This window comes from Micromonospora sp. S-DT3-3-22 (assembly GCF_015354745.1).
In the GTDB taxonomy this organism is placed as follows: Bacteria; Actinomycetota; Actinomycetes; order Mycobacteriales; family Micromonosporaceae; genus Micromonospora; species Micromonospora wenchangensis.
In genome coordinates this window covers 20,323-38,542 of the sequence record NZ_JACGMO010000069.1, presented here as the reverse complement: position 1 = coordinate 38,542, position 18,220 = coordinate 20,323, and the positions used below count along the sequence as shown (strand labels likewise).

Annotated in this window: 16 protein-coding genes; 4 read left to right on the top strand and 12 right to left on the bottom strand. The window is 72.5% G+C overall.

All coding sequences use genetic code 11. The features are described from left to right. Positions 1-92: 92 nt before the first annotated feature. A complete protein-coding gene (locus tag H1A17_RS20030; RefSeq protein ID WP_145919332.1) occupies positions 93-1,073 on the bottom strand; it encodes an alpha-ketoacid dehydrogenase subunit beta in 981 nt (326 codons plus the stop codon). Then, on the bottom strand, positions 1,066-2,001 hold the full coding sequence (locus tag H1A17_RS20025) for a thiamine pyrophosphate-dependent dehydrogenase E1 component subunit alpha (RefSeq protein WP_145919333.1): 936 nt from the start codon (positions 1,999-2,001) through the stop codon (positions 1,066-1,068). Before H1A17_RS20025 ends, H1A17_RS20030 begins: the two co-directional genes overlap by 8 nt. A 131-nt stretch (positions 2,002-2,132) precedes the next feature. Between H1A17_RS20025 and H1A17_RS20020 the strand changes: the two genes are divergently transcribed. Beyond that, positions 2,133-3,263: a mandelate racemase/muconate lactonizing enzyme family protein gene (locus H1A17_RS20020; protein ID WP_145919334.1), complete on the top strand. Its 1,131-nt coding sequence runs from the start codon at positions 2,133-2,135 to the stop codon at positions 3,261-3,263. A 65-nt stretch (positions 3,264-3,328) separates the two neighbouring features. Here the strand turns inward: H1A17_RS20020 and H1A17_RS20015 are convergent, their stop codons facing one another. The 6 genes from H1A17_RS20015 to H1A17_RS19990 all read right to left on the bottom strand — a co-directional run bounded on the left by H1A17_RS20015 (position 3,329) and on the right by H1A17_RS19990 (position 9,190). After that, positions 3,329-3,679: an L-rhamnose mutarotase gene (locus tag H1A17_RS20015; protein WP_145919335.1), complete on the bottom strand. Its 351-nt coding sequence runs from the start codon at positions 3,677-3,679 to the stop codon at positions 3,329-3,331. Between the two features lie 103 nt (positions 3,680-3,782). Then, positions 3,783-4,616: a carbohydrate ABC transporter permease gene (locus tag H1A17_RS20010; protein ID WP_194822638.1), complete on the bottom strand. Its 834-nt coding sequence runs from the start codon at positions 4,614-4,616 to the stop codon at positions 3,783-3,785. Next, positions 4,613-5,572, bottom strand: coding sequence for a carbohydrate ABC transporter permease (locus tag H1A17_RS20005; RefSeq protein WP_145919337.1), 960 nt, complete (start codon positions 5,570-5,572; stop codon positions 4,613-4,615). Before H1A17_RS20005 ends, H1A17_RS20010 begins: the two co-directional genes overlap by 4 nt. Before the next feature lie 62 nt (positions 5,573-5,634). Continuing rightward, entirely contained in the window at positions 5,635-6,930 is a 1,296-nt protein-coding gene (locus H1A17_RS20000; protein WP_228543877.1) for an ABC transporter substrate-binding protein, read from the bottom strand. A gap of 29 nt (positions 6,931-6,959) precedes the next feature. Then, positions 6,960-7,946: a Gfo/Idh/MocA family protein gene (locus H1A17_RS19995; protein WP_194822637.1), complete on the bottom strand. Its 987-nt coding sequence runs from the start codon at positions 7,944-7,946 to the stop codon at positions 6,960-6,962. Further along, entirely contained in the window at positions 7,943-9,190 is a 1,248-nt protein-coding gene (locus tag H1A17_RS19990) for a M20 family metallopeptidase (protein ID WP_168222453.1), read from the bottom strand. The genes H1A17_RS19995 and H1A17_RS19990 overlap by 4 nt, the downstream gene beginning before the upstream one ends. 110 nt (positions 9,191-9,300) lie before the next feature. Between H1A17_RS19990 and H1A17_RS19985 the strand changes: the two genes are divergently transcribed. From H1A17_RS19985 to H1A17_RS19975, 3 genes are all read left to right on the top strand, one after another. Next, on the top strand, positions 9,301-10,143 hold the full coding sequence (locus H1A17_RS19985) for an amidohydrolase (protein WP_194822636.1): 843 nt from the start codon (positions 9,301-9,303) through the stop codon (positions 10,141-10,143). A 157-nt stretch (positions 10,144-10,300) separates the two neighbouring features. Beyond that, positions 10,301-11,674, top strand: coding sequence for a glycoside hydrolase family 43 protein (locus H1A17_RS19980; protein ID WP_228543876.1), 1,374 nt, complete (start codon positions 10,301-10,303; stop codon positions 11,672-11,674). Positions 11,675-11,737: 63 nt separating this feature from the next. Then, positions 11,738-12,682, top strand: a complete 945-nt coding sequence (locus H1A17_RS19975) for a hypothetical protein (RefSeq protein WP_194822634.1) — start codon at positions 11,738-11,740, stop codon at positions 12,680-12,682. A 14-nt stretch (positions 12,683-12,696) separates the two neighbouring features. On the opposite strand, the gene H1A17_RS19970 is transcribed toward H1A17_RS19975, so the two are convergent. From H1A17_RS19970 to H1A17_RS19955, 4 genes are all read right to left on the bottom strand, one after another. Further along, positions 12,697-14,184, bottom strand: a complete 1,488-nt coding sequence (locus H1A17_RS19970; protein WP_194822633.1) for an MFS transporter — start codon at positions 14,182-14,184, stop codon at positions 12,697-12,699. 85 nt (positions 14,185-14,269) lie between these two features. Beyond that, positions 14,270-15,532: a helix-turn-helix transcriptional regulator gene (locus H1A17_RS35615; protein ID WP_168222454.1), complete on the bottom strand. Its 1,263-nt coding sequence runs from the start codon at positions 15,530-15,532 to the stop codon at positions 14,270-14,272. 224 nt (positions 15,533-15,756) lie between these two features. Beyond that, a complete protein-coding gene (locus H1A17_RS19960; protein WP_168222455.1) occupies positions 15,757-16,503 on the bottom strand; it encodes an SDR family NAD(P)-dependent oxidoreductase in 747 nt (248 codons plus the stop codon). Beyond that, positions 16,500-18,134, bottom strand: a complete 1,635-nt coding sequence (locus H1A17_RS19955; protein WP_205789441.1) for an FAD-binding protein — start codon at positions 18,132-18,134, stop codon at positions 16,500-16,502. The genes H1A17_RS19960 and H1A17_RS19955 overlap by 4 nt, the downstream gene beginning before the upstream one ends. Positions 18,135-18,220 lie beyond the last annotated feature (86 nt).

The following is an 18,220-nucleotide window of genomic DNA, read 5'->3' as shown; positions in this document are numbered from 1 at the left end:
GAGCAGACCGGCGGGTGCGGCACCGGTGCCTGCTCCGCCGGCCGGCGGGTGTGCCTCGGGTGCGCCCGCGGCGGCGGGCGGGACGGCGTCGTTCACGCCCGGACCGTCCGGCGGACGGCGTCGGCGACGGTGGCCGCCTCGGGCACCACGACCGCCTGGAGGGCGGGCGCGGCGGGCATCGGCACGTCCGGGGCGGCGACCCGGGCGATCGGGGCGCGCAGGTCGGTGAAGCACTCGGTGGCGGCGCGGGCGGCGATCTCCGCGCCGAAGCCGCCGGTCAGGTTCGCCTCGTGGGCGACGACCAGCCGGCCGGTGCGGGCCACCGACGTGGCGACGGTGTCGAAGTCGAGCGGGTTGAGCCAGCGCAGGTCGACCACCTCGACGTCGATGCCCTCCTCGGCCAGGGTGCCGGCGGCGTCGAGGGCCGCCGACACCATCCGGGACCAGGCCACGACGGTGACGTCGGTGCCGGGGCGGACCACCCGGGCCCCGCCGACGGGCTCGACCGGGGCGTCGGTGCGGACCGGGCCCCGGGTCGGGTAGAGCATCCGGGCCTCGGCGACCACCACCGGGTCGTCGCTGACCACGGCGGTGCGCAGCATCTGGTACGCGTCGTCGGGGGTGGCCGGCAGGGCGACCCGCAGGCCGGGGGTGTGCGCGAAGTACGCCTCCGGCGAGTGCGAGTGCTGGGCGCATGCGCCGGGGGAGTAGCCCTGCTGCATCCGGATCACCAGCGGGGCCTTCCACCGGCCGGCGCTGGAGTAGTGGATGGTGGCGATCTGGTTGACGATCTGGTCCATCGCCACGAACGAGAAGTCGGCGTACATGATCTCGGCGATCGGGCGGAGCCCGGTCATGGCCGCGCCGAGGGCCATGCCGAGGAAGCCGGTCTCGGAGATCGGGGTGTCGAAGATCCGCTCGGAGCCGAACCGCTTGTGCAGCCCCTTGGTCGCGCCGAACGGCCCACCGGGCAGGGCGACGTCCTCGCCGAAGTAGATGGTGTCGGTCCGGCTGTCCAGGGCCCAGGTGAGGGCGGCGTTGACGGCCTGGATGTAGCGCAGCGACTCAGACATAGACGTGCTCCTCGGCGGTCGCCGGGTCCGGGTGGGGGACGGCGCGGGCGGCGGTGACGGCGGTTTCGATCTCGGCGGACACCTCGGCGTCGATGGCGTCGAGCCGGGCGGTCAGGTCGGCGTCGGCGGCCTGGCGGATGCGGGCCAGCGGTTCGCGTTGCCGGGCGGCGGCGATCTCGCCGGCCGGGCGGTAGTGCTGCACGTCGCCGCTGTAGTGGCCGACGAGGCGTTCGGTCATCGCCTCCACGATGGACGGGCCGGAGCCCTCCCGGGCCCGGTCGACGGCCTCGGTGACCGCCTCGGCGACGGCGTCGGGGTCGTTGCCGTCGACCACCCGGCCGGGCAGGCCGTAGCCGGCGGCCCGTTCGGCGAGCTGCCGGACGCGCACCATGTCGGAGATCCGGGACATCTCGGAGTAGACGTTGTTCTCCAGCACCAGCACCAGCGGCAGGTCGAGCACGGCGGCGAGGTTGAGCGCCTCGTGCACGTTGCCCTGGTTCATCGCGCCGTCGCCGATGCTGACCACGCTGACCGCCCCGCTGCCGGTGCGCTGGGCGGTGAGCGCCGCCCCGGTGGCGATCGGCACGCCGGCGCCGACGATGGAGTTCTCGCCGACGAACCAGCGTCCCGGGTCGGACAGGTACGGCGAGGCCGCCCGTCCGCCGCACAGCGCCGAGTCGCGTCCCATCATCTCGGCGAACAGGCCGGTCAGGTCGACGCCCCGGGCGATCGCCCAGCCGTGACCCCGGTAGGTGGCGGTGACGTGGTCGCCGTCGCGCAGCGCCCGGCACGCGCCGACCGGGATGGCCTCCTGGCCGTTGCACAGGTGGATCGATCCCGGGATCTCGCCGGCGTCCTTGAGGGCGGTCAGCCGCTCCTCGAACCGGCGGATCCGGGCCATCAGCCGATAGTCGTCGAGCTGCCCCATCACACCCCCAGAGATAATTGAGCCCTATTCCGGCTCGTTGGTTGTGGAGCCTAGACCAGCAGTCCAAGGCTATGGAAGAGTGCACAAGCAAGTTTGTGGCCGTTATTGGTCTCTAATTTGGGAGAGTCGGCATGGAGATCGTCGAGGTCGAGTCGGCGGTACGCGGGGACGCGCACTTCGTCCAGGTACGCACGTCCGACGGGCGGACCGGGGTGGGCCAGTCCGCGTGCTGGGGATACCCCGACGCGGTGCACGCCGTGACGCAGACGTTCCGGCCGTACCTGCTCGGGGCCGACCCGGACCGGATCGAGCACCACTGGCACCACCTCTACCGGATGGGCCCGTTCCGGGGCTCGGTGCTCACCGCCGCCGTCTCCGCCGTCGACCTGGCGCTGTGGGACCTGCTGGGCAAGCGGCTCGGGGTGCCGGTGTGGCAGCTGCTCGGCGGCCGGGTGCGCGACCGCATCCGGCTGCACCTGCTGCTGCCCGGCACCGGCGCGCAGGCGCTGGCCGAACAGGCCGCCGCCGCGGTCGCCGACGGCTTCACCGCCGTGAAGTTCGACCCGCTGCCGGCGAACTACGGCGACCTGTCGCAGGCCCGGCTGGTCACCGAGACCGAGGCCACCACCGCCGCCGTCCGTGACACCGTCGGCCCGGACGTCGACCTGCTCATCGAGCTGCACCGCAAGCTCACCCCGTTGCAGGCGCAGGCGGTGGTGCCGGCGCTGGCCCGGCACCTGCCGCTGCTGGTCGAGGACCCGATCCAGATCGACAGCGTGAGCAGCCAGGCCGAGGTGGGCCGGCGGGCGCCGGAGGTGCCGATGGCCAACGGGGAGCGGCTGCACACCATCTGGGAGTTCAAGGAGCTGCTGGCCCAGGGCGGCGCCCAGTACGTCCGGCCCGACGTCGGGCTGGCCGGCGGGCTCAGCCACGCCCGTAAGATCGCCGCGCTGGCCGAGGCGCACCACGCGGCCGTGGTCACCCACAACTGCCTGGGTCCGCTGCTCACCATGGCCTCGGTGCAGCTCGACACGGTCATCCCGAACTTCGTCACCCAGGAGTACTCGCCGCTGGACGACCAGCTCGCCGACGGTCCGGCGCGGGCCTGCGTCCGCCGGGAGGGCGGGTTCCTGCCGGTGCCGCAGGAACCCGGCCTGGGCGTCACCCTCGACCTGGCCGACATCCGGCCGCTGGACCTGACCGGTCGGCCGGTGACCCGCATCCCGCTGCGCGCCGACGGTTCGGTCGCGTACGCGGTCTGACGGCGGGCACCGCGACGGCCCGGCGGGGGACTCCCCGCCGGGCCGTCGCGGCACGCCCGCGCCGCTCACGGCGGCGGCTGCCCCGGATGGTGGAACACCGGGTACGCCCACAGCGGCTCGCCGTCGGCGTCGGCGATCTCGGCGAACAGCTCCGCCAGCGACGCCGTCCAGCGGGCCTGCACCGGCGAGCCGGCGGTCACCGCCCGGGCGTGCGCGAACCCGTGACGGGTCCGCAGCACACAGATCAGCAGCAGGTCGTGCCGGTAGATGTGGTAGTCGTAGACGCCCGCCTCGTCGAGCAGCGCGGACAACTCCGGCCACACCCGGGCGTGCCGCCGCTCGTACTCGGCCTGCGCGCCGGGGCGCAGCCGGTACAGGTGGCACACCTGCTCACCCGGCCCGGCCGCCCCGCTCACCGACGCCCCCGCAGGGGCGTCCCGCTCACCGGCACCCCGGCCGGGGCCGGGCCGACGACCGCCGGCACCCCGGCCTGCGTCACCCGGCTGCGGGCGGCCGGCGTCACTTGCCGGAGCCGGCGAGCGCGCCGGAGACGAGTTGCCGCTGGAAGACCAGGTAGACGATCAGCACCGGCAGCAGCGCCACGATCAGGCCGGCGCTGACCAGCGGCACCGACACGTCGTACTGGCCGCTGAGCAGGGAGACGCCGACCATCAGCGTCTTGCTGTCCGAGCCGCCCATGATGACCAACGGCAGCAGCAGGTCGTTCCACATCCAGACGAAGTTGAAGATGGCCAGCGCCGCGATCGCCGGAGTGGCGATCGGGGCGAGCAGCCGGAACAGGATGGTCAGGTGTCCCGCGCCGTCGACCCGGGCCGCCTCGATCAGTTCGTCGGGCACCTGCTGGAAGTAGCCGGCGAGCTGGTAGGTGCCCAGCGGCAGCCCGAACGCCGCGTACGCCAGGATCAGGCCCTGGTACTGGCCGGACATGCCCAGGTCCAGCACCGTCTGGTACAGCGGGTAGATGATCGCCTGGCTGGGGATGGTCAGCGTCATGATGATCAGCAGGAAGACCACCTTGCCGCCCCGGAACCGCAGCTTGGTCACCGCGTACGCGACCAGCAGCGCGGCGAGCACCGACAGCACCAACCCGCCGAGCGTGGTGATCAGCGAGTTGAGCAGCAGCCGGGGCATGTCCATCCGGCGGAACGCCTCCAGGTAGTTCTCGAAGGTGATCCCGGCCGGCAGGCCCAACGGGTCGGCGGCGAAACCGGACTGCGTCTTCACCGAGCTGACCACGGTGAACAGCAGCGGGTAGATCGCCGCGACGGCGACGACGACCAGCGCGAAGGTCAACAGGTAACGCCCGATCCGGGCGAAGTGGCGCGGGTTCATCGCGGCTTACGCGTCCCCTCGGTGAACATGTGCCGGACGCTGAAGATCGACAGCACGGCGACGAAGACGAACAGGGCGATGCCGATGGCCGAGCCGTAGCCGCGGTCCAGGAACTGGAAGGTGGTGAGGAAGACCAGGTACTCGGGGAGCATGGTGGCGTCCCCCGGACCGCCCTGGGTCAACGCGTAGATCAGCGGGAACAGCCAGATCAGCACGCCCGAGGCGCACAGCACGCTCCAGTACGCCACGGTCGGGCGCAACATCGGCACGACCACCGACCACAGCCGTCGGAAGAACCCGGCCCCGTCCAGGTAGGCCGCCTCCAGGGTCTCCTCGGGGATGGTGGCCAGGCCGGCGAGGTAGGTCATCACGCCGAGCCCGAAGAAGCTCCACAGGGCGACGGCCACCAGCGAGAACAGTGCACTGTAGCGGCCGTTGAGCCACTCGATCGCCAGCGGTTCCAGGCCGACGAAACGCAGCAGGGCGTTCAACGGCCCGTCGGGGGCGAGGATCTGCCGGAACATGATGCCGACCACGATCGGTGCGATGGTGTACGGCACGAAGTACACCGCCCGGAAGAACTTCCAGCCGGGCGACCGCTGGTGGATCAGCAGCGCCAGGATCAGCGGGAGCACGATCCACACCGGCAGGGTGGCCACCACCAGCAGCGCGTTGCGGAAGCTGGTGAGCACCATCGGGTCGTCGAACATCCGGGTGTAGTTGTCCGCCCCGGCGAACTCGCTGCCACCGAACCCGCTGGACGACTCGAAGCTGGTGACCACCCCCCGGACCAGCGGCACCAGCTTGAACAGCACGGCCAGCACCACGGCGGGGAGCACCAGCGCGGCGCCCAGCCACCACTCCCGGGCATGCCCGGGGCGGTGCCGCCGGCGGGTCGGCGCGGGTGGGGCGTCGGCGGCCACCGGGTCCGACACCGGCGCGGTGGAGATCGTCATCAGGGTTCCTCTCCCCGGGTCGGGCGGGCGGGGCGACACGGCGTCGCCCCACCCACCGGTGGTTACTTGCCCTGCTTCTTCGTGGGGCTGCGCTCCAGCGCCTGCTGCATCTGGTCGGCCCACTTGTCCACCGTGAGCTGGCCGAGGGTGACCTGCTGCCAGCCCCGGGCCAGGGCGTCGGCCTCCGGGCCGGAGAGCATCACGCCGGCGTGCAGGGTCGGCTCGGCGACCAGCTCCTGGATCTTGAGGAAGGCCGGCGACGACGGCAGCAGCGCCTTGTCGACGGTCTTGTTCAGCGGCTGGCCCTTGCCGTACTTCACCCAGAGCTCGCCGTTCTCCTTACCGGCGAGCCAGCTGATGAACTCCAGACCGGCCTGCTTCTTCTCGCTCCACTGGGTGACCCCGTAGACCGCGCCCTCGATGCCGGAGAACTTGCCGGCCAGCGGCGCGGCCGGGTCGATCGCCGGCCACCGGGTCACGCCGAGCTTGTCGTCGCCCAGCGCCTTGCCGAACGCCTCCCAGTTCACCGCGTCGGAGATGATGGTGCCGGCGAACGCGGCGTCGCCGCGCTGGAAGATGTCCGCGCCGTCGGGCAGCATGGTGATCGACGGGGCGTTCTTGTTGGCCCAGCCCTTCGTGGTGATCTCGGCCAGCTTGCCGAGCACCGACACCAGCTTCGGGTCCTTCCAGGACAGCTTCCCGGCGAGCAGCGCCCGGATGTCGTCCTCGGTCAGGTAGTTACGGGCGATCTCCGGGAAGTCCCAGTACGCGGGGAAGGTGCCGGACAGGCCCAGCGCCAGGCAGGTCTTGCCGGCCTTCTTCACCGCCTCGCAGGCGGCCCCGAACTCGTCCCAGGTGGCCGGGGGCTGCTCCGGGTTCAACCCGGCGGCGGTCAGGACGGCCTTGTTGTAGTACAGGACGTTGCCCTGGTAGGAGAACGGCACCCCGTAGCAGGTCTTGCCGGTGTCGAAGCCCTCGCAGGCCCCGCTGTAGGTGACCAGGTCCTTGGTGATCTCGGCGGCCTTGTCACCCAGCGGCACGTACGCCCCGCGCCTGTCGAACAGCTCCAGCCCGGCGTTGTTGGCCATCACGTCCGGCCCCGACTGCGAGGTGATGTACGGGCCCTGCACCTCGGGGTACTTGTCGAACGGGACGGACTGCATCTCCAGCTTGATGTCCGGGTGGCTGCCCTCGAAGCTGGTCTTGACCTGCTTCCAGTACTCGGCCCCACCCGGCTCCCAGGTCAGCACCTTGAGGGTGACCGGGCCGTCGGCGGCGTCGTCGCCACCGCATCCGGTCAGCAGGGCGGCGGCGGCCATGCCGGCGGCGAGGGCGCCGGCCAATCTCCGTCGAAACATCGGTTTAGCTCCTGTCACAAGTGGGGGGCTCAGGGGAGTCGGCGGACCGCGCCGCCGCTGTCGGCGCTGCCGGCCACGGCCTCGGCGACCTGCACCACGTGCAGTCCGTCGGCGAGCGGGACGACCGCCGTCGGTGCGGTGCCGTCGATCCGGCTCAGGAAGTGCCGCAGCTCGGCGGCGAGCGCGCCGCCGCCGTCGACCGGGGACAGCAGCCAGTCCGGCGCCTCGGTCGGCTCGCCCTGGACGAGCAGCATGGGGTGGCCGAGGTCGACGTGGGCGACCCCGTCGGTGCCGTACACCTCGACCAGGTCCGAGGTGTGGTGGGGAGTGCTCTCGGGAAGCAGGTAGCTGTTGCGGATCGACGACACGACGTCGTTGGCGTGTCGCAGCTCCGCCCACACCAGGACCGGGGTCGCCGATCCGGGTCGGGTCCGGGCCGCCGCGCGGACCTCGACCACGGGCGCTCCGGCGTACCAGAGGGCCAGGTCGATGTCGTGGACGGCGGTGAGCAGCGCGGGGTGTTCGCGCGGGAAGAGCCGGCTCAGGGTGCGGGGCCGGTCGCGGCGGGACGACACGGCGAGCACGTCGCCGAGCCGGCCGGCGCGGATCGCGTCGTGCAGGGCGCGGTGCGGTGGGCTGTGCCGCAGGAGGTGCCCCGGCTGGCAGAGCACGCCGGTGCGTCCGGCGGTGTCGACGATGGCGGCGGCGTCGGCGACGGTGGTGGCCAGCGGCTTCTCCACCAGCACCGGCACCCCGGCGTCGAGCAGCGCCACGGCCACCGCCCGGTGCGCCGGGCCGGGCACGCAGACCGAGGCGGCGTCCGGCGTCGTGTCGGCGAGCAGGGCGGCGACGTCGGCGTACGCCTGCGGCACCTGGTAGTCGGCGGCCACCCGGGCGCGGGTCGTGGCGTCCGGCTCGACCAGGGCGGCCACCGGCACGCCGAGCGACCGGTACGCGGCCAGGTGCCGGACCCCGAACGCCCCGGCCCCGATCACGGCCACCGACGGGCGGCTCACGCCCCCACCGCCTCGACGGCGTCGGCCCGGTCACCCGGGCCGGGCCGGCCGGCCCCGGCGTCCCCGTGACCGTCGGGAGCGGCCAGCCGGCCGTCGAGCACCGCCCGGGTGAGCCGCTCCAGGGCGGACACCCCGACGTCGAGGCAGCGTTCGTCGACGTCGAACGCGCCGGAGTGCAGCGGCGCGCCGCCCTGCTCGCCGGTGACGCCGAGCTTGACGTACAGGCTGGGGCCGAGCGCGGCGAGCAGCGCGAAGTCGTCGGTGGTCAGTGGGGGTTCGGTCAGGTCGGCGACCTCGACCACCCCGGGCAGTTCGGTGCGGGCGAGCGCCACCAGGGCTGCCGCGTTGCGGACCGGGGGCATCTCGTTGGCCCAGGTGAACCGCAGGCCCAGGTCGAGCGCGGCGGCCTGCTGCCGGGCGATCCGCTCGATGACCTCCTTGAGCCGGGCGCGGACGGTCTCGTCGTGGGTGCGCAGCGTGCCGGTGGCCTCGGCCCGCTCGGCGACCTGGCTCTGGCTGGCCCCACCGGCGATCGTGCCGATGTTGAAGGCCACCAGCTCGTGCGGGTTGCGGGAGCGGGCCACCCCGGCGTGCAGCAGGTTGACGATGCCGGCGAGGCCGAGGATGGCGTCGCGGCCCAGGGCCGGGGTGGCGGCGTGCGCGGCCCGGCCGGTCACCTCGAACCGGAAGGCGTCCTTGGCCGCCATCGCGGTCACCCGGTCCACCCCGATCGTCCCCACCGGCAGGTCCGGCCAGCAGTGCAGGCCGAGGACGGCGTCGAAACGCCGGTCGCGCAGGGCCTCGTCGGCGAGCACCGCGGCGGCGCCGGAGGTCGCGCCGAACGGGATCTCCTCGGCCGGTTGGAACAGCACGGTCACCGAGCCCCGGGCGGGCGGGTCGGCGGCGAGCCGGGCGGCGACGCCGGCCATCACGGTCATGTGCACGTCGTGCCCGCAGGCGTGACAGACCCCCGGGTTGGTCGACGCCCAGGGCACCTGCTTGGCGTCCTGCACCGGATAGGCGTCCATATCGGCCCGAAGCAACACCGAGGGTCCTTCGGTACGTCCTTCGATCTCCGCGAGCAGGCCGGTGCCGGCGACACCGGTGCGGACCCGGGCGATCGACGCGAGCCGCCCGGCGAGCACCGCAGCGGTCTGCTGTTCAGTGAACCGCAGCTCGGGGTGCTGGTGAAGCTGCCGACGCAGCCGTACCAGATCGTCAACGTCCTCGTGCGCCTGCACCACGCGGTTCACTCCTCGCCTACGTCCGATAATCCGGACCTAATTGAGACAAGAACCTAAGCGAGGGGTCCTCCCGCGTCAATGGGCAGCTCAGAATCGGTTAGGGTCCGGCCATGGAACGCGCCGACGCCCACCTGCACCTGTTCGCCGACGGTTATCCCGGCCGGTACGGAAGGTCACCGGCCGGGGGTGACGAACTCGCCGTCTACCGGACGTTGCGCCACGAACACGGCATCGCGCGGGCCCTCGTGGTCGGCTACGAGGGCGGCCCGGAGTTCACCGGCAACAACCGGCACCTCGCCCGGCTCGCCGCGACACACGACTGGATCGCCCCCCTGGCGTACGTTCCGGTCACCGGCGTCGACCCGGCCGGACTGGACCGCATCCGGTCGGCGGGATTCGCCGGCATCGCGGCGTACCTGCCGGACCCGGCCGCCGCCGACACCTTCGCCGACTGGCTGACGCGGACCGCCGCGACGCTCGCCGGCACCGCGACGCTGCTCAGCCTCAACGCCCCGCCCGAGGCGGCCGGGCGGCTCGGCCGTGCGCTGGCCGCCCTCGACGGGTGCCCGGTGCTGTTCAGCCATCTCGGCCTGCCGGGCCGGCAGTCGACCGTCCCGGGTCCGCAGGTCGCCGCCGCCCGGCTCGCCCCGCTGACCGACCTGGCCCGGCTGCCCCACGTCGGGGTCAAGGTCTCCGGCCTGTACGCCGTCAGCGACCCCGCCGAGGGCTACCCGCACACCGCCGCCCGGCCCTTCGTCGAGACGCTGCTGCACCACTTCGGCGCGCAGCGGCTCTACTGGGGTTCCGACTTCGCCCCCAGCCTCGACCACGTGTCGTTCGCCCAGACCCTGCACCCGGTCGGCCTCGACGGGCTCTCCGCCGCCGAGGCGGCCGACGTGTTCGGCGGCAACCTGCTCCGCGCCCTGGACCGCCACGCCTCGGCGACGCGCTGAGCGGAGGCGGGCCGGCCCGGGAAGCGGTGGCCTGCCCGGTGGCGTCCCACCTGCGGGGCAGGGGACGACCGGCCTTTCCGGACACTTGACGTCATCGATGTTAGCGATAACGTACGGGGATCACCGCCACCCCGCCGCCATCACCCCGAGGTGCCCGTTGAAGCGTCGTACCCTGCTGTCCGCCACCGGCGCCGCCCTCGCCGGCGCGACCCTGCTACGCCCTGCCACCGCGTCCGCCGCCCCCGGCGACGGCTACGTCATGGCCTACTTCACCGAATCGCCGAGCATGACCGCCGCCAGCTACGGCCTGCACCTCGCCGTCAGCACCGACGGCCTGAACTGGACCCCGCTCAACCAGAACCGCCCCGTCGCCACCCCCACGCTGGGCAGCCGGGGCCTGCGCGACCCGTTCATCCTGCGCAAGCAGAACGGCGGGTTCGTGGTGCTCGCGACCGACCTCAACGGCACCGACTGGAACTACCAGAGCCAGTACCTGCACGTCTGGGACTCGGCCGACCTGCGCACCTTCACCGGATACCGGCTGCTCAAGGTGCACTCCCTCGCCACCCACGCCTGGGCGCCCGAGGCGTACTGGGACCCCGGGCGCGGGCAGTACGCCGTCGTCTACTCCGCCGTCACCGGCGGCCGCAACGTGCTGATGGTGAACTACACCGCCGACTTCGTGACCGCGTCCGCCCCGCAGACGTTCTTCGACCCCGGCTACGACGCCATCGACGGCAGCTTCGTCAGCGTCAACGGGGTCAACTACATGTACTTCAAGAACAACACCAACAGCACCCTGCTCGGCACCCGCTCCACCACCCTCAACCCGGGCAGCTTCAGCATCCACACCGCCGCCATCGGCCCCGGCCGGGGCGTCGAGGCCCCGCAGATCGTCAAGTCCCACACCACGAACACGTGGTACCTGTGGGGCGACACGTGGAGCCCCAACGGCCGGTTCTTCTGCTGGCAGACCACCAACGTGGCCGGCGGCGCGTGGAGCCTGCTCAACGACCGGGCGTACACCCAACCGCTGAACTCCAAGCACCCCGGGATCGCCCCGGTCACCGCGGCCGAGCTGACCGCGCTCACCGCCGCCTGGGGGCTGCCCACCTGGAACCGGATCAAGTCGTACAACTTCCCCGACCGCTACCTACGGCACGCCGACAACGTCGGACGCATCGACACGTACCCGTTCGAGCCGTACCAGGACCAGCTGTGGACCCTGGTGCCCGGCCTGGCCGATCCGGCCGGAGTGTCGTTCCGCTCGGTGAACTACCCCGACCGGTACCTGCGCCACTACAACTACACGATCCGGCTGGCGGCCGACGACGGCACCAGCGCGTTCCGGGGCGACGCCACGTTCTACCGCACGGCCGGCCTCGCGGATTCCTCGTGGACGTCGTTCCGCTCGTACAACTTCCCCGACCGGTACCTGCGCCACTACGACTACCTGCTGCGCATCGACCCGCTCACCGGCAGCTCACCGGCCACCGACCGGCAGGACGCCACCTTCCGGATCGGCTACTGACCACACCCGGCGGGCGGCGCACCCGCCCCTCGGTGCCGGCGCGGCCGGTCCTATCCTGGGCCGATGTCGTACGCCGATCTCCGTGTCGACCAGTGGAACGACCGCTCCGAGGAGGCCGCCGGCCGACTGGCCCGGGAGATCGCGGCGCGGCACGACCTGACCGTGGTGGGCCTGCGGGACACCGGCTACGCGGGACGCCCGCACCGGACGGCGGTGTTCGACCGGGGCGGGCTGAGGTTCGCGCTGGTGCCCGGCGGCCGGCCGACGCTCGGCTACGACGCGTCCCGGTTCCACCCCGGCGCGGGCCAGGTGGCCAGCTACGCCGACAGCGCCGAGGAGTACGGCCTGCCGCCGCTGACCGAGTACGTCGACGCGATGACCTCGCCGGTGCGCGACGTCGACCTGCCGGCGATGCTGGTCGCGGTGGAGGCGTTCGATCCCGGCGAGATGCCGGTGCCGCCGGACGACCCTCGGGTCGGTGAACTCGTCGCGTCGCTCGGCCCCCGGGGTGACGGGGCGGGCACGGTGAGTTCCGCCGACGGGCTGACCGTCGAGCTGGACGGGACCGGCCGGGTGGTCCGGGCCGTGCTGGTCGAGGAGTTCGACCACGACGAGGCGATGGCCGCCCTCGCCGCCCTCGGTCTGCGGACCACCAGCCCGGACGAGTGGGAGTGGGCCTGCGGCGCGGGCGCGACCACCCTGTTCCGCTGGGGCGACGACAGCCCCGACGACGGCTACCCGGTCGAGCATCCGACCGGGGTGCACCGGACGCCGAACCGCTGGGGGCTGGCGATCGGCCAGGACTCCTACCGGTACGAGGTGACGACCGAGCCGACGGTGGTGTGCGGCGGCGACGGCGGTGTCGTCACCTGCGGCGGCAGCGGCTTCTTCCTCGGCTGGCTCACCCTCGCGACCGCCTACCGGGACGGGGACTTCGGCCGGTGGCTCGCCTCCGACGACGGGTACGCCGACGAGACCCTGACCCGACCGGTGATCAGCCTGGGCTGAGCGACGGCTCCCGGCTACTCGCTCACCGCCGGTCGTACCGGTGCCGGCGCGGCGTGTTCCACCCGGCCCGCGCCCCGGGCCCGCCGGTCGACGACCACGAGCAGCACGGCGACGGCGATCGCGATCGCCGCCAGCACCAGCGCCACCGTGTGCAGCGCGTCGGTGAAGTGCCGGCCGCGCAGGCCGACGGGGCTCGCGGCGGCGATGAACGCCCCGGCCGCCGCGATGCTCACGTTCTCGGTGGAGAGCCGGATGGTGTTGAACAGCCCGGCCGCCGCCCCCCGGCGGCTCTCGTCCGCCTCGGAGACGGCGAGCCGGTCGATGTGACCGGAGGGCAGCCCGGCCCCCGCCCCGATGGCCATCAGGGGCAGCGCCATGGCGGGCAACGTGCTGCCCGGCGACAGGGTCACCAGCCCCAGCGCGCCGATCCCGCAGAGCACCACCGACGTGACCAGGACCGGGGTCATCCCGATGTTCCTGATCAGGATGCCGCCCACCGGCGGCAACGCGATCGTCGGGGCGGTGAGCACCAGCATCCAGGCGCCCGCCTCGGTGGGGGACAGGCCCACCACGTTGATCAGGTACGACGGCAGGTAGACCAGGATCGGCACCAGCACCACCATCAGGGTGCCCGCGGTGATCGCGATCGCCGTGTACCGGGGATTGCGCAGCAGCGTCAGGTCGGTCACCGGGTGCGCCACCCGACGCTCCACGCCGACGAACAACAGCAGCAGCACGGCGGACAGGGTCGCCCCGCCCCACAGCAGCGGATGCGTCGCCCCGAGCCGGGGGGCCTCCACCAGGGTCGCGATGCCGATCAGCGAGGCTCCGGTGAACAGCAGCGCCCCGGCCCAGTCGAACGGCGGGTGGGCCGACGTCCGGCGTCCGGCGGCGGGCCGGCGCGTGGCCAGGACGAGGCCGATCACCAGCACGCCCACCGCGGCGGGCACCCCGAACACGGCCTGCCACCCCAGCGTCTCCAACGCCACGCCACTGAGCTGCGGTCCGAACGCCAACCCCACACCGAGCAGGGTGCCCAGCAGGCCGAAGGCGCGGGCCTGCGCCCGGCCGGTCAGCACGACCGACAGCAGCGCCACCCCGCCGGTCACGGTGGCCGCCGCGCCGACGCCGGTGACGGCGCGGGTCAGGTTCAGCACCAGCACCGTCGGCGCGAACGCCGAAGCGGCGGAGGCGACCGCGAAGACCGCCACCCCCGACAGGAACACCCGGTAGGGGCTCCACCGGTCGGTGACCGCGCCGCCCAGCACGAGGAACGCGGCGAACGTCGCGTTGTAGGCGTTGACCACCCACTGCGCGGCGACGGTGCTGGTCTGGAGGTCGTGCTGGATGCCGGGCAGCGCGACCGACGCCCCGGTGATGGTCAGCGGGAGGACCGTGGTGGCCAGCAGCACGGCCACCGCGTGGACCTGTGCCCGGCGGGTCGGCCGGTCCCGGTGCTCCTGCGCCCCGGCGGAATCCGGAGCGGAGAGGTGACTAGACATGAGGTTCCGTTAGAGGTGTGGGTCACGGGGCCCGGGTCCGTGGTGAGGGCGATCAGGTCGGGAGCGTCGTCGGCGACGCGGTGGGTCAGCCCAGGATCAGGCGGAGTTCCTTGCGGTTGCCGATGCCGAGCTTCTTGTACACATGGGTCAGATGCTGCTCCACCGTGCTGATCGTGATGCTGAGATCCCGGGCGATCATCTTGTTCTGCTTGCCCCGGCCGGCCAGGGTGGCGACCTTCAACTCGCTGTCGGTCAGCGTCGACAGGAACGCCACCGGACGCCGCTCCAGCACCGTGACGGTAGCGTAGTCCCCGCGGTCGAAGTCGAGCGGTTCGGTCTGCAACCGGCGCAGGATCAGGAAGAAGTCGGGGCTCGACGAGAATCGCTCCAGCGTCGTGAGGATCGCCTCGCGGGCACCGCTGAAGACCTCCCCGACGGTGTCCGCGGTCTGCATGGCCCGGGCCCGTATCTCGTCGCCACGGGCCTGCAGCGCCGCATCCACCAGGTGTACGGCGACGTCCTGCTCGCCGAGCATCTGGTAGCCGGCCGCCGCCGCCAGCCGCCACGGGAAGAGGTGCTCCAGCGCCATGCCCCATTCGGCCATGCTCCGCCCGCAGCTCATGAACCGGGTCACCGCGCCGCGCGGGTCCCCGGTGCCCAGACAGAAGTGCCCGAAGCCGTGCCGGTACCAGAGGCTGTAACTGGACTCGTCCATCAACGCCGACGGGGTGGTGCGCAGGTGGTGCACCGCCGCGCCGATCCGGCCCAGGGCCAGGTTGCCCAGGACCACGGTGGCCAGCGGCTCACCGATCCGGTGCGCCCAGCGCCTCGGCTGCATCATCCGCAGCGCCCGCTCACCCCACTCGACGCCGCCCTGCACGTCGCCGTCGAGCAGCGCGCAGACGGCGTGCAGGCTGGTGAGCCGGGCCCGCCAACCGACCGGGTTCTGCCCGCCGAGACGCTGCCGGGCCGCCGCCGCGCAGGCGGCGGCGGTCGGGTCCCCGGACAGCAGCAGGATGCGGATCGCGCAACTCACCAGCCACTCGACGCCGGTGGGGATCTGGCCGCCCTGGTTCTCCAGGTAGTCACGGGCCATGGTGACGTGGTCCAGGCCGGGCCAGGTGGCGGTCATCGCGTTGACCAGCCCGAGGGTCATCAACTGCTCGCGGCTCATGTCCTCAAGGGACGTGCCGCGCCGGGACTCGCCGCAGGGGTAGAGGTCGGTGAGCCGGTCGAGGGCACCGGGGAAATCGCAGGAGGCCAGCACCAGCGACTTCCACCGGTCGGATTCACGTGCCTCGGGGTGGCCGGCGAGCGGTTCGAGGCTCGCCTCGATTCTCCTGAACACCCGGTCGTAACCGACGACCTGCCTGATCCGCTGTCGTGCGGAATCGACATCGGGCCGCAACCACGTTGCCGGGAACTCTTCCGGGTAATCGCCGAATAAGGGTTCGGTTATCATTGGTCCCCCTGCCGTGCAAGTCGTTCCGAATTGCGTGACCGGCCCCTATGAAAGCACTCCTGTCTGTTCGACCGCTGATCTTTACCGGGACGTGCCGGCGGTACGGCCCGTCAGCGGGAGATCCGTTCCTCTCCCGCGATGACGACCTCCGTGAACGGATGCGGGGCGACCGGGTGCCCGGCGTTGACGATCCACGCCTCGCCGGTACGTCCCGTCGCGTGCGCCTGCTCGGCGGCGGCGGCCACCTCCTCCGGTGTCACCAACCCGACACCCGCGCGTACCAGCGCTTCGCGCCGGTCGGCGAGCATCGGGGTGTCCACCGCGCCCGGGCAGATCGCGTTGATCCGGATGTTCACCTGCCCGAGCGGGCCCGCGAGGGACCGGGCCAGCCCGACCACCGCGTGCTTACTCGCCGAGTACAGCGCGTCCGGCGACGGACGCAACCCGGTGGTGCTGGCGGTGACCAGCACCGCGCCACCGCCGTGCGCCCGCATCGGCGCGTACGCGGCCTGCACGCCGAACACGACGGAGTCGACGTTGGTCCGCATCATCGACCGGTACGCCTGCGGGTCGAACCCGTCGCCGACCGCCGTGCCGGCGAGCACGCCCACGTTGAGGTGCACCAGGTCCAGCGCCCCGTACCGGGCCAGGGTCGCCCCGACGTACTCCTGGCAGCCGGCCAGGGTGGTGGCGTCGGTGTGCACGAACAGCCCGTCGCACCCGTCGGCCACCGCGCGCCCCCGCCCGGCGTCGCGGTCCACGATCACGATCCGCCAACCCCGGGACCGGAAGCGGCGGGCCACTGCGGAGCCGATCCCACCGGCTCCCGCAGTGACCACCAGGACCTGTCCGGTCACGGAGCCGCCACGCCCAGGACGTGGCTGAACACGTTGAGCGGGTCGTAGGCCGCCTTGGCCAGTTGCAGGCGCGGGTAGTTGTCGCCGTAGAACAGCGTCGACCACGACACACCGGAGGTGTTCTGGGTGCTGTCGAGGAAGTCGATGTCGGGCCAGTTGATGTACGACCCCTCGTTGCGGGCGTCCGGCGCCGGCACCCCGCCGGTCTCGGCGTACACGTCCCGGTAGAGCCCGCGCAGCCAGTCGATGTTCACCGCGTCGGCGCTCGGGTCGTCCCAGTAGCTGGTGAACGACGCGGCGATCACCGACGAGCGGTGCGCCGTCGCCGTCGCGGTGGGAGCGGTGGCGTTGATCGCCCCGCCGTACGACAGCAGCGTCAGGCCGGACGCCGGGTTGGTGTAGCCGCTCGCCGTGAGCCGGTCGAACACCCGCCCCGCCTGGGCGTCGGTGTAGCGCTGCTTGAGCAGGCCGCCCTTGCTCTTGGAGCGCAGCGGGCCGGTGATGCCGAACGCGGCGGCCGTGGTCGGCAGGTTCAGCGTGGTGGTCAGCCACGGCCGGGTGCCGGTGTCGAGGATCGTCGGCGTCGCGGTGACGCCTGCGGTGATCGCGCTGACGTAGGAGCTGCGCAGGGTGTTGTTGCCGCTGACCGTGGGGTCGACCTGGGCGACGACCGACAGCCGGCCGTACTCGCTGCGGTTGGCGGTCAGCGCGGAGAACAGCCGGGTGCCGGTGGCCCCGGGGGCGCTGTTGAGCTCGTGCCAGGTGCCGTAGTTTGCCATGATCCGGACGAAGTCCGCCCGGGACACGTCGGCCCAGTTCCAGGTGAGGATGGTGTTGGCGACCGCGCCGGGCGGCGTCGGCAGCAGCGTGCTCGGGTTGGTGCCGGTGGCCGTGGCGCTGCGCAGCCAGAACCGGGTGACGATGCCGAAGTTGCCGCCCCCGCCACCGGTGTGCGCCCACCACAGCTCGCGGTTCGGGTCCCCGGTGGCCCGGGTCGCCACGACGGACTTCGCCGTGCCGGTCGCGTCGACGATGACGACCTCGACCGCGTCGATGTAGTCGGCGACGATGCCGTGCTGCCGGGAGAGCATGCCGAACCCGCCGCCGGTGGCGTGCCCGCCGATGCCGACGCTCTGGCAGGAGCCGCCGGGGAGGGTGACGCCCCACCCCCAGTCCAGCCGCCGGTACAGGTCACCGAGGGTGACACCGCCCTGCACGCAGAAGGCGTTACGGGTGGTGTCGAAGGTGACCGAGCGCATCTCGACCAGGTCGATGACGACCTTCGCCGCCGGGTCGTCGACGAAGTTCTCCAGGCAGTGCCCGCCGCTGCGGACCACGACCTTCTTGCCGGCCGTCACGGCCGCCTGCACCGCGGCGACGACCTGCTTGGTGGTGCTGACGATCCGTACCGCCTCCGGGCTGCCGACGAAGCGGCGGTTGAACCCGCGTTGGAGGGCGTCGGCGTAACGGCGGTCGGTGGGGCCGATCGTCACCGGCCCGGGAGTCTTCTGCCCACCGGCCAGGCTGTCGACCTGGGCGGGCGCGGCGACCACGTGGTCGCCGATCAGCGTGCTCGCACCTGCGCCGGCGATGACGGTGCCGACACCGGACATCAACCGCCTGCGGCTCAACCGGGACAAGCTTCCCCCTGGAATTGAGTGAATGTGGGGTGGACACCGCGCCCGATGCGTCGAGGCCCGGCGAAGAAACGTCAATG

Coding starts and splice junctions, on each gene's coding strand:
- H1A17_RS19985 (WP_194822636.1), top strand. CDS start 9,301: ATGGAACGCGCCGACGCCCACCTGCACCTGTTCGCCGACGGTTATCCC.
- H1A17_RS20000 (WP_228543877.1), bottom strand. CDS start 6,930: ATGTTTCGACGGAGATTGGCCGGCGCCCTCGCCGCCGGCATGGCCGCC.
- H1A17_RS20030 (WP_145919332.1), bottom strand. CDS start 1,073: ATGTCTGAGTCGCTGCGCTACATCCAGGCCGTCAACGCCGCCCTCACC.
- H1A17_RS20020 (WP_145919334.1), top strand. CDS start 2,133: ATGGAGATCGTCGAGGTCGAGTCGGCGGTACGCGGGGACGCGCACTTC.
- H1A17_RS19975 (WP_194822634.1), top strand. CDS start 11,738: ATGTCGTACGCCGATCTCCGTGTCGACCAGTGGAACGACCGCTCCGAG.
- H1A17_RS20010 (WP_194822638.1), bottom strand. CDS start 4,616: ATGAACCCGCGCCACTTCGCCCGGATCGGGCGTTACCTGTTGACCTTC.
- H1A17_RS20025 (WP_145919333.1), bottom strand. CDS start 2,001: ATGGGGCAGCTCGACGACTATCGGCTGATGGCCCGGATCCGCCGGTTC.
- H1A17_RS20005 (WP_145919337.1), bottom strand. CDS start 5,572: ATGACGATCTCCACCGCGCCGGTGTCGGACCCGGTGGCCGCCGACGCC.
- H1A17_RS19970 (WP_194822633.1), bottom strand. CDS start 14,184: ATGTCTAGTCACCTCTCCGCTCCGGATTCCGCCGGGGCGCAGGAGCAC.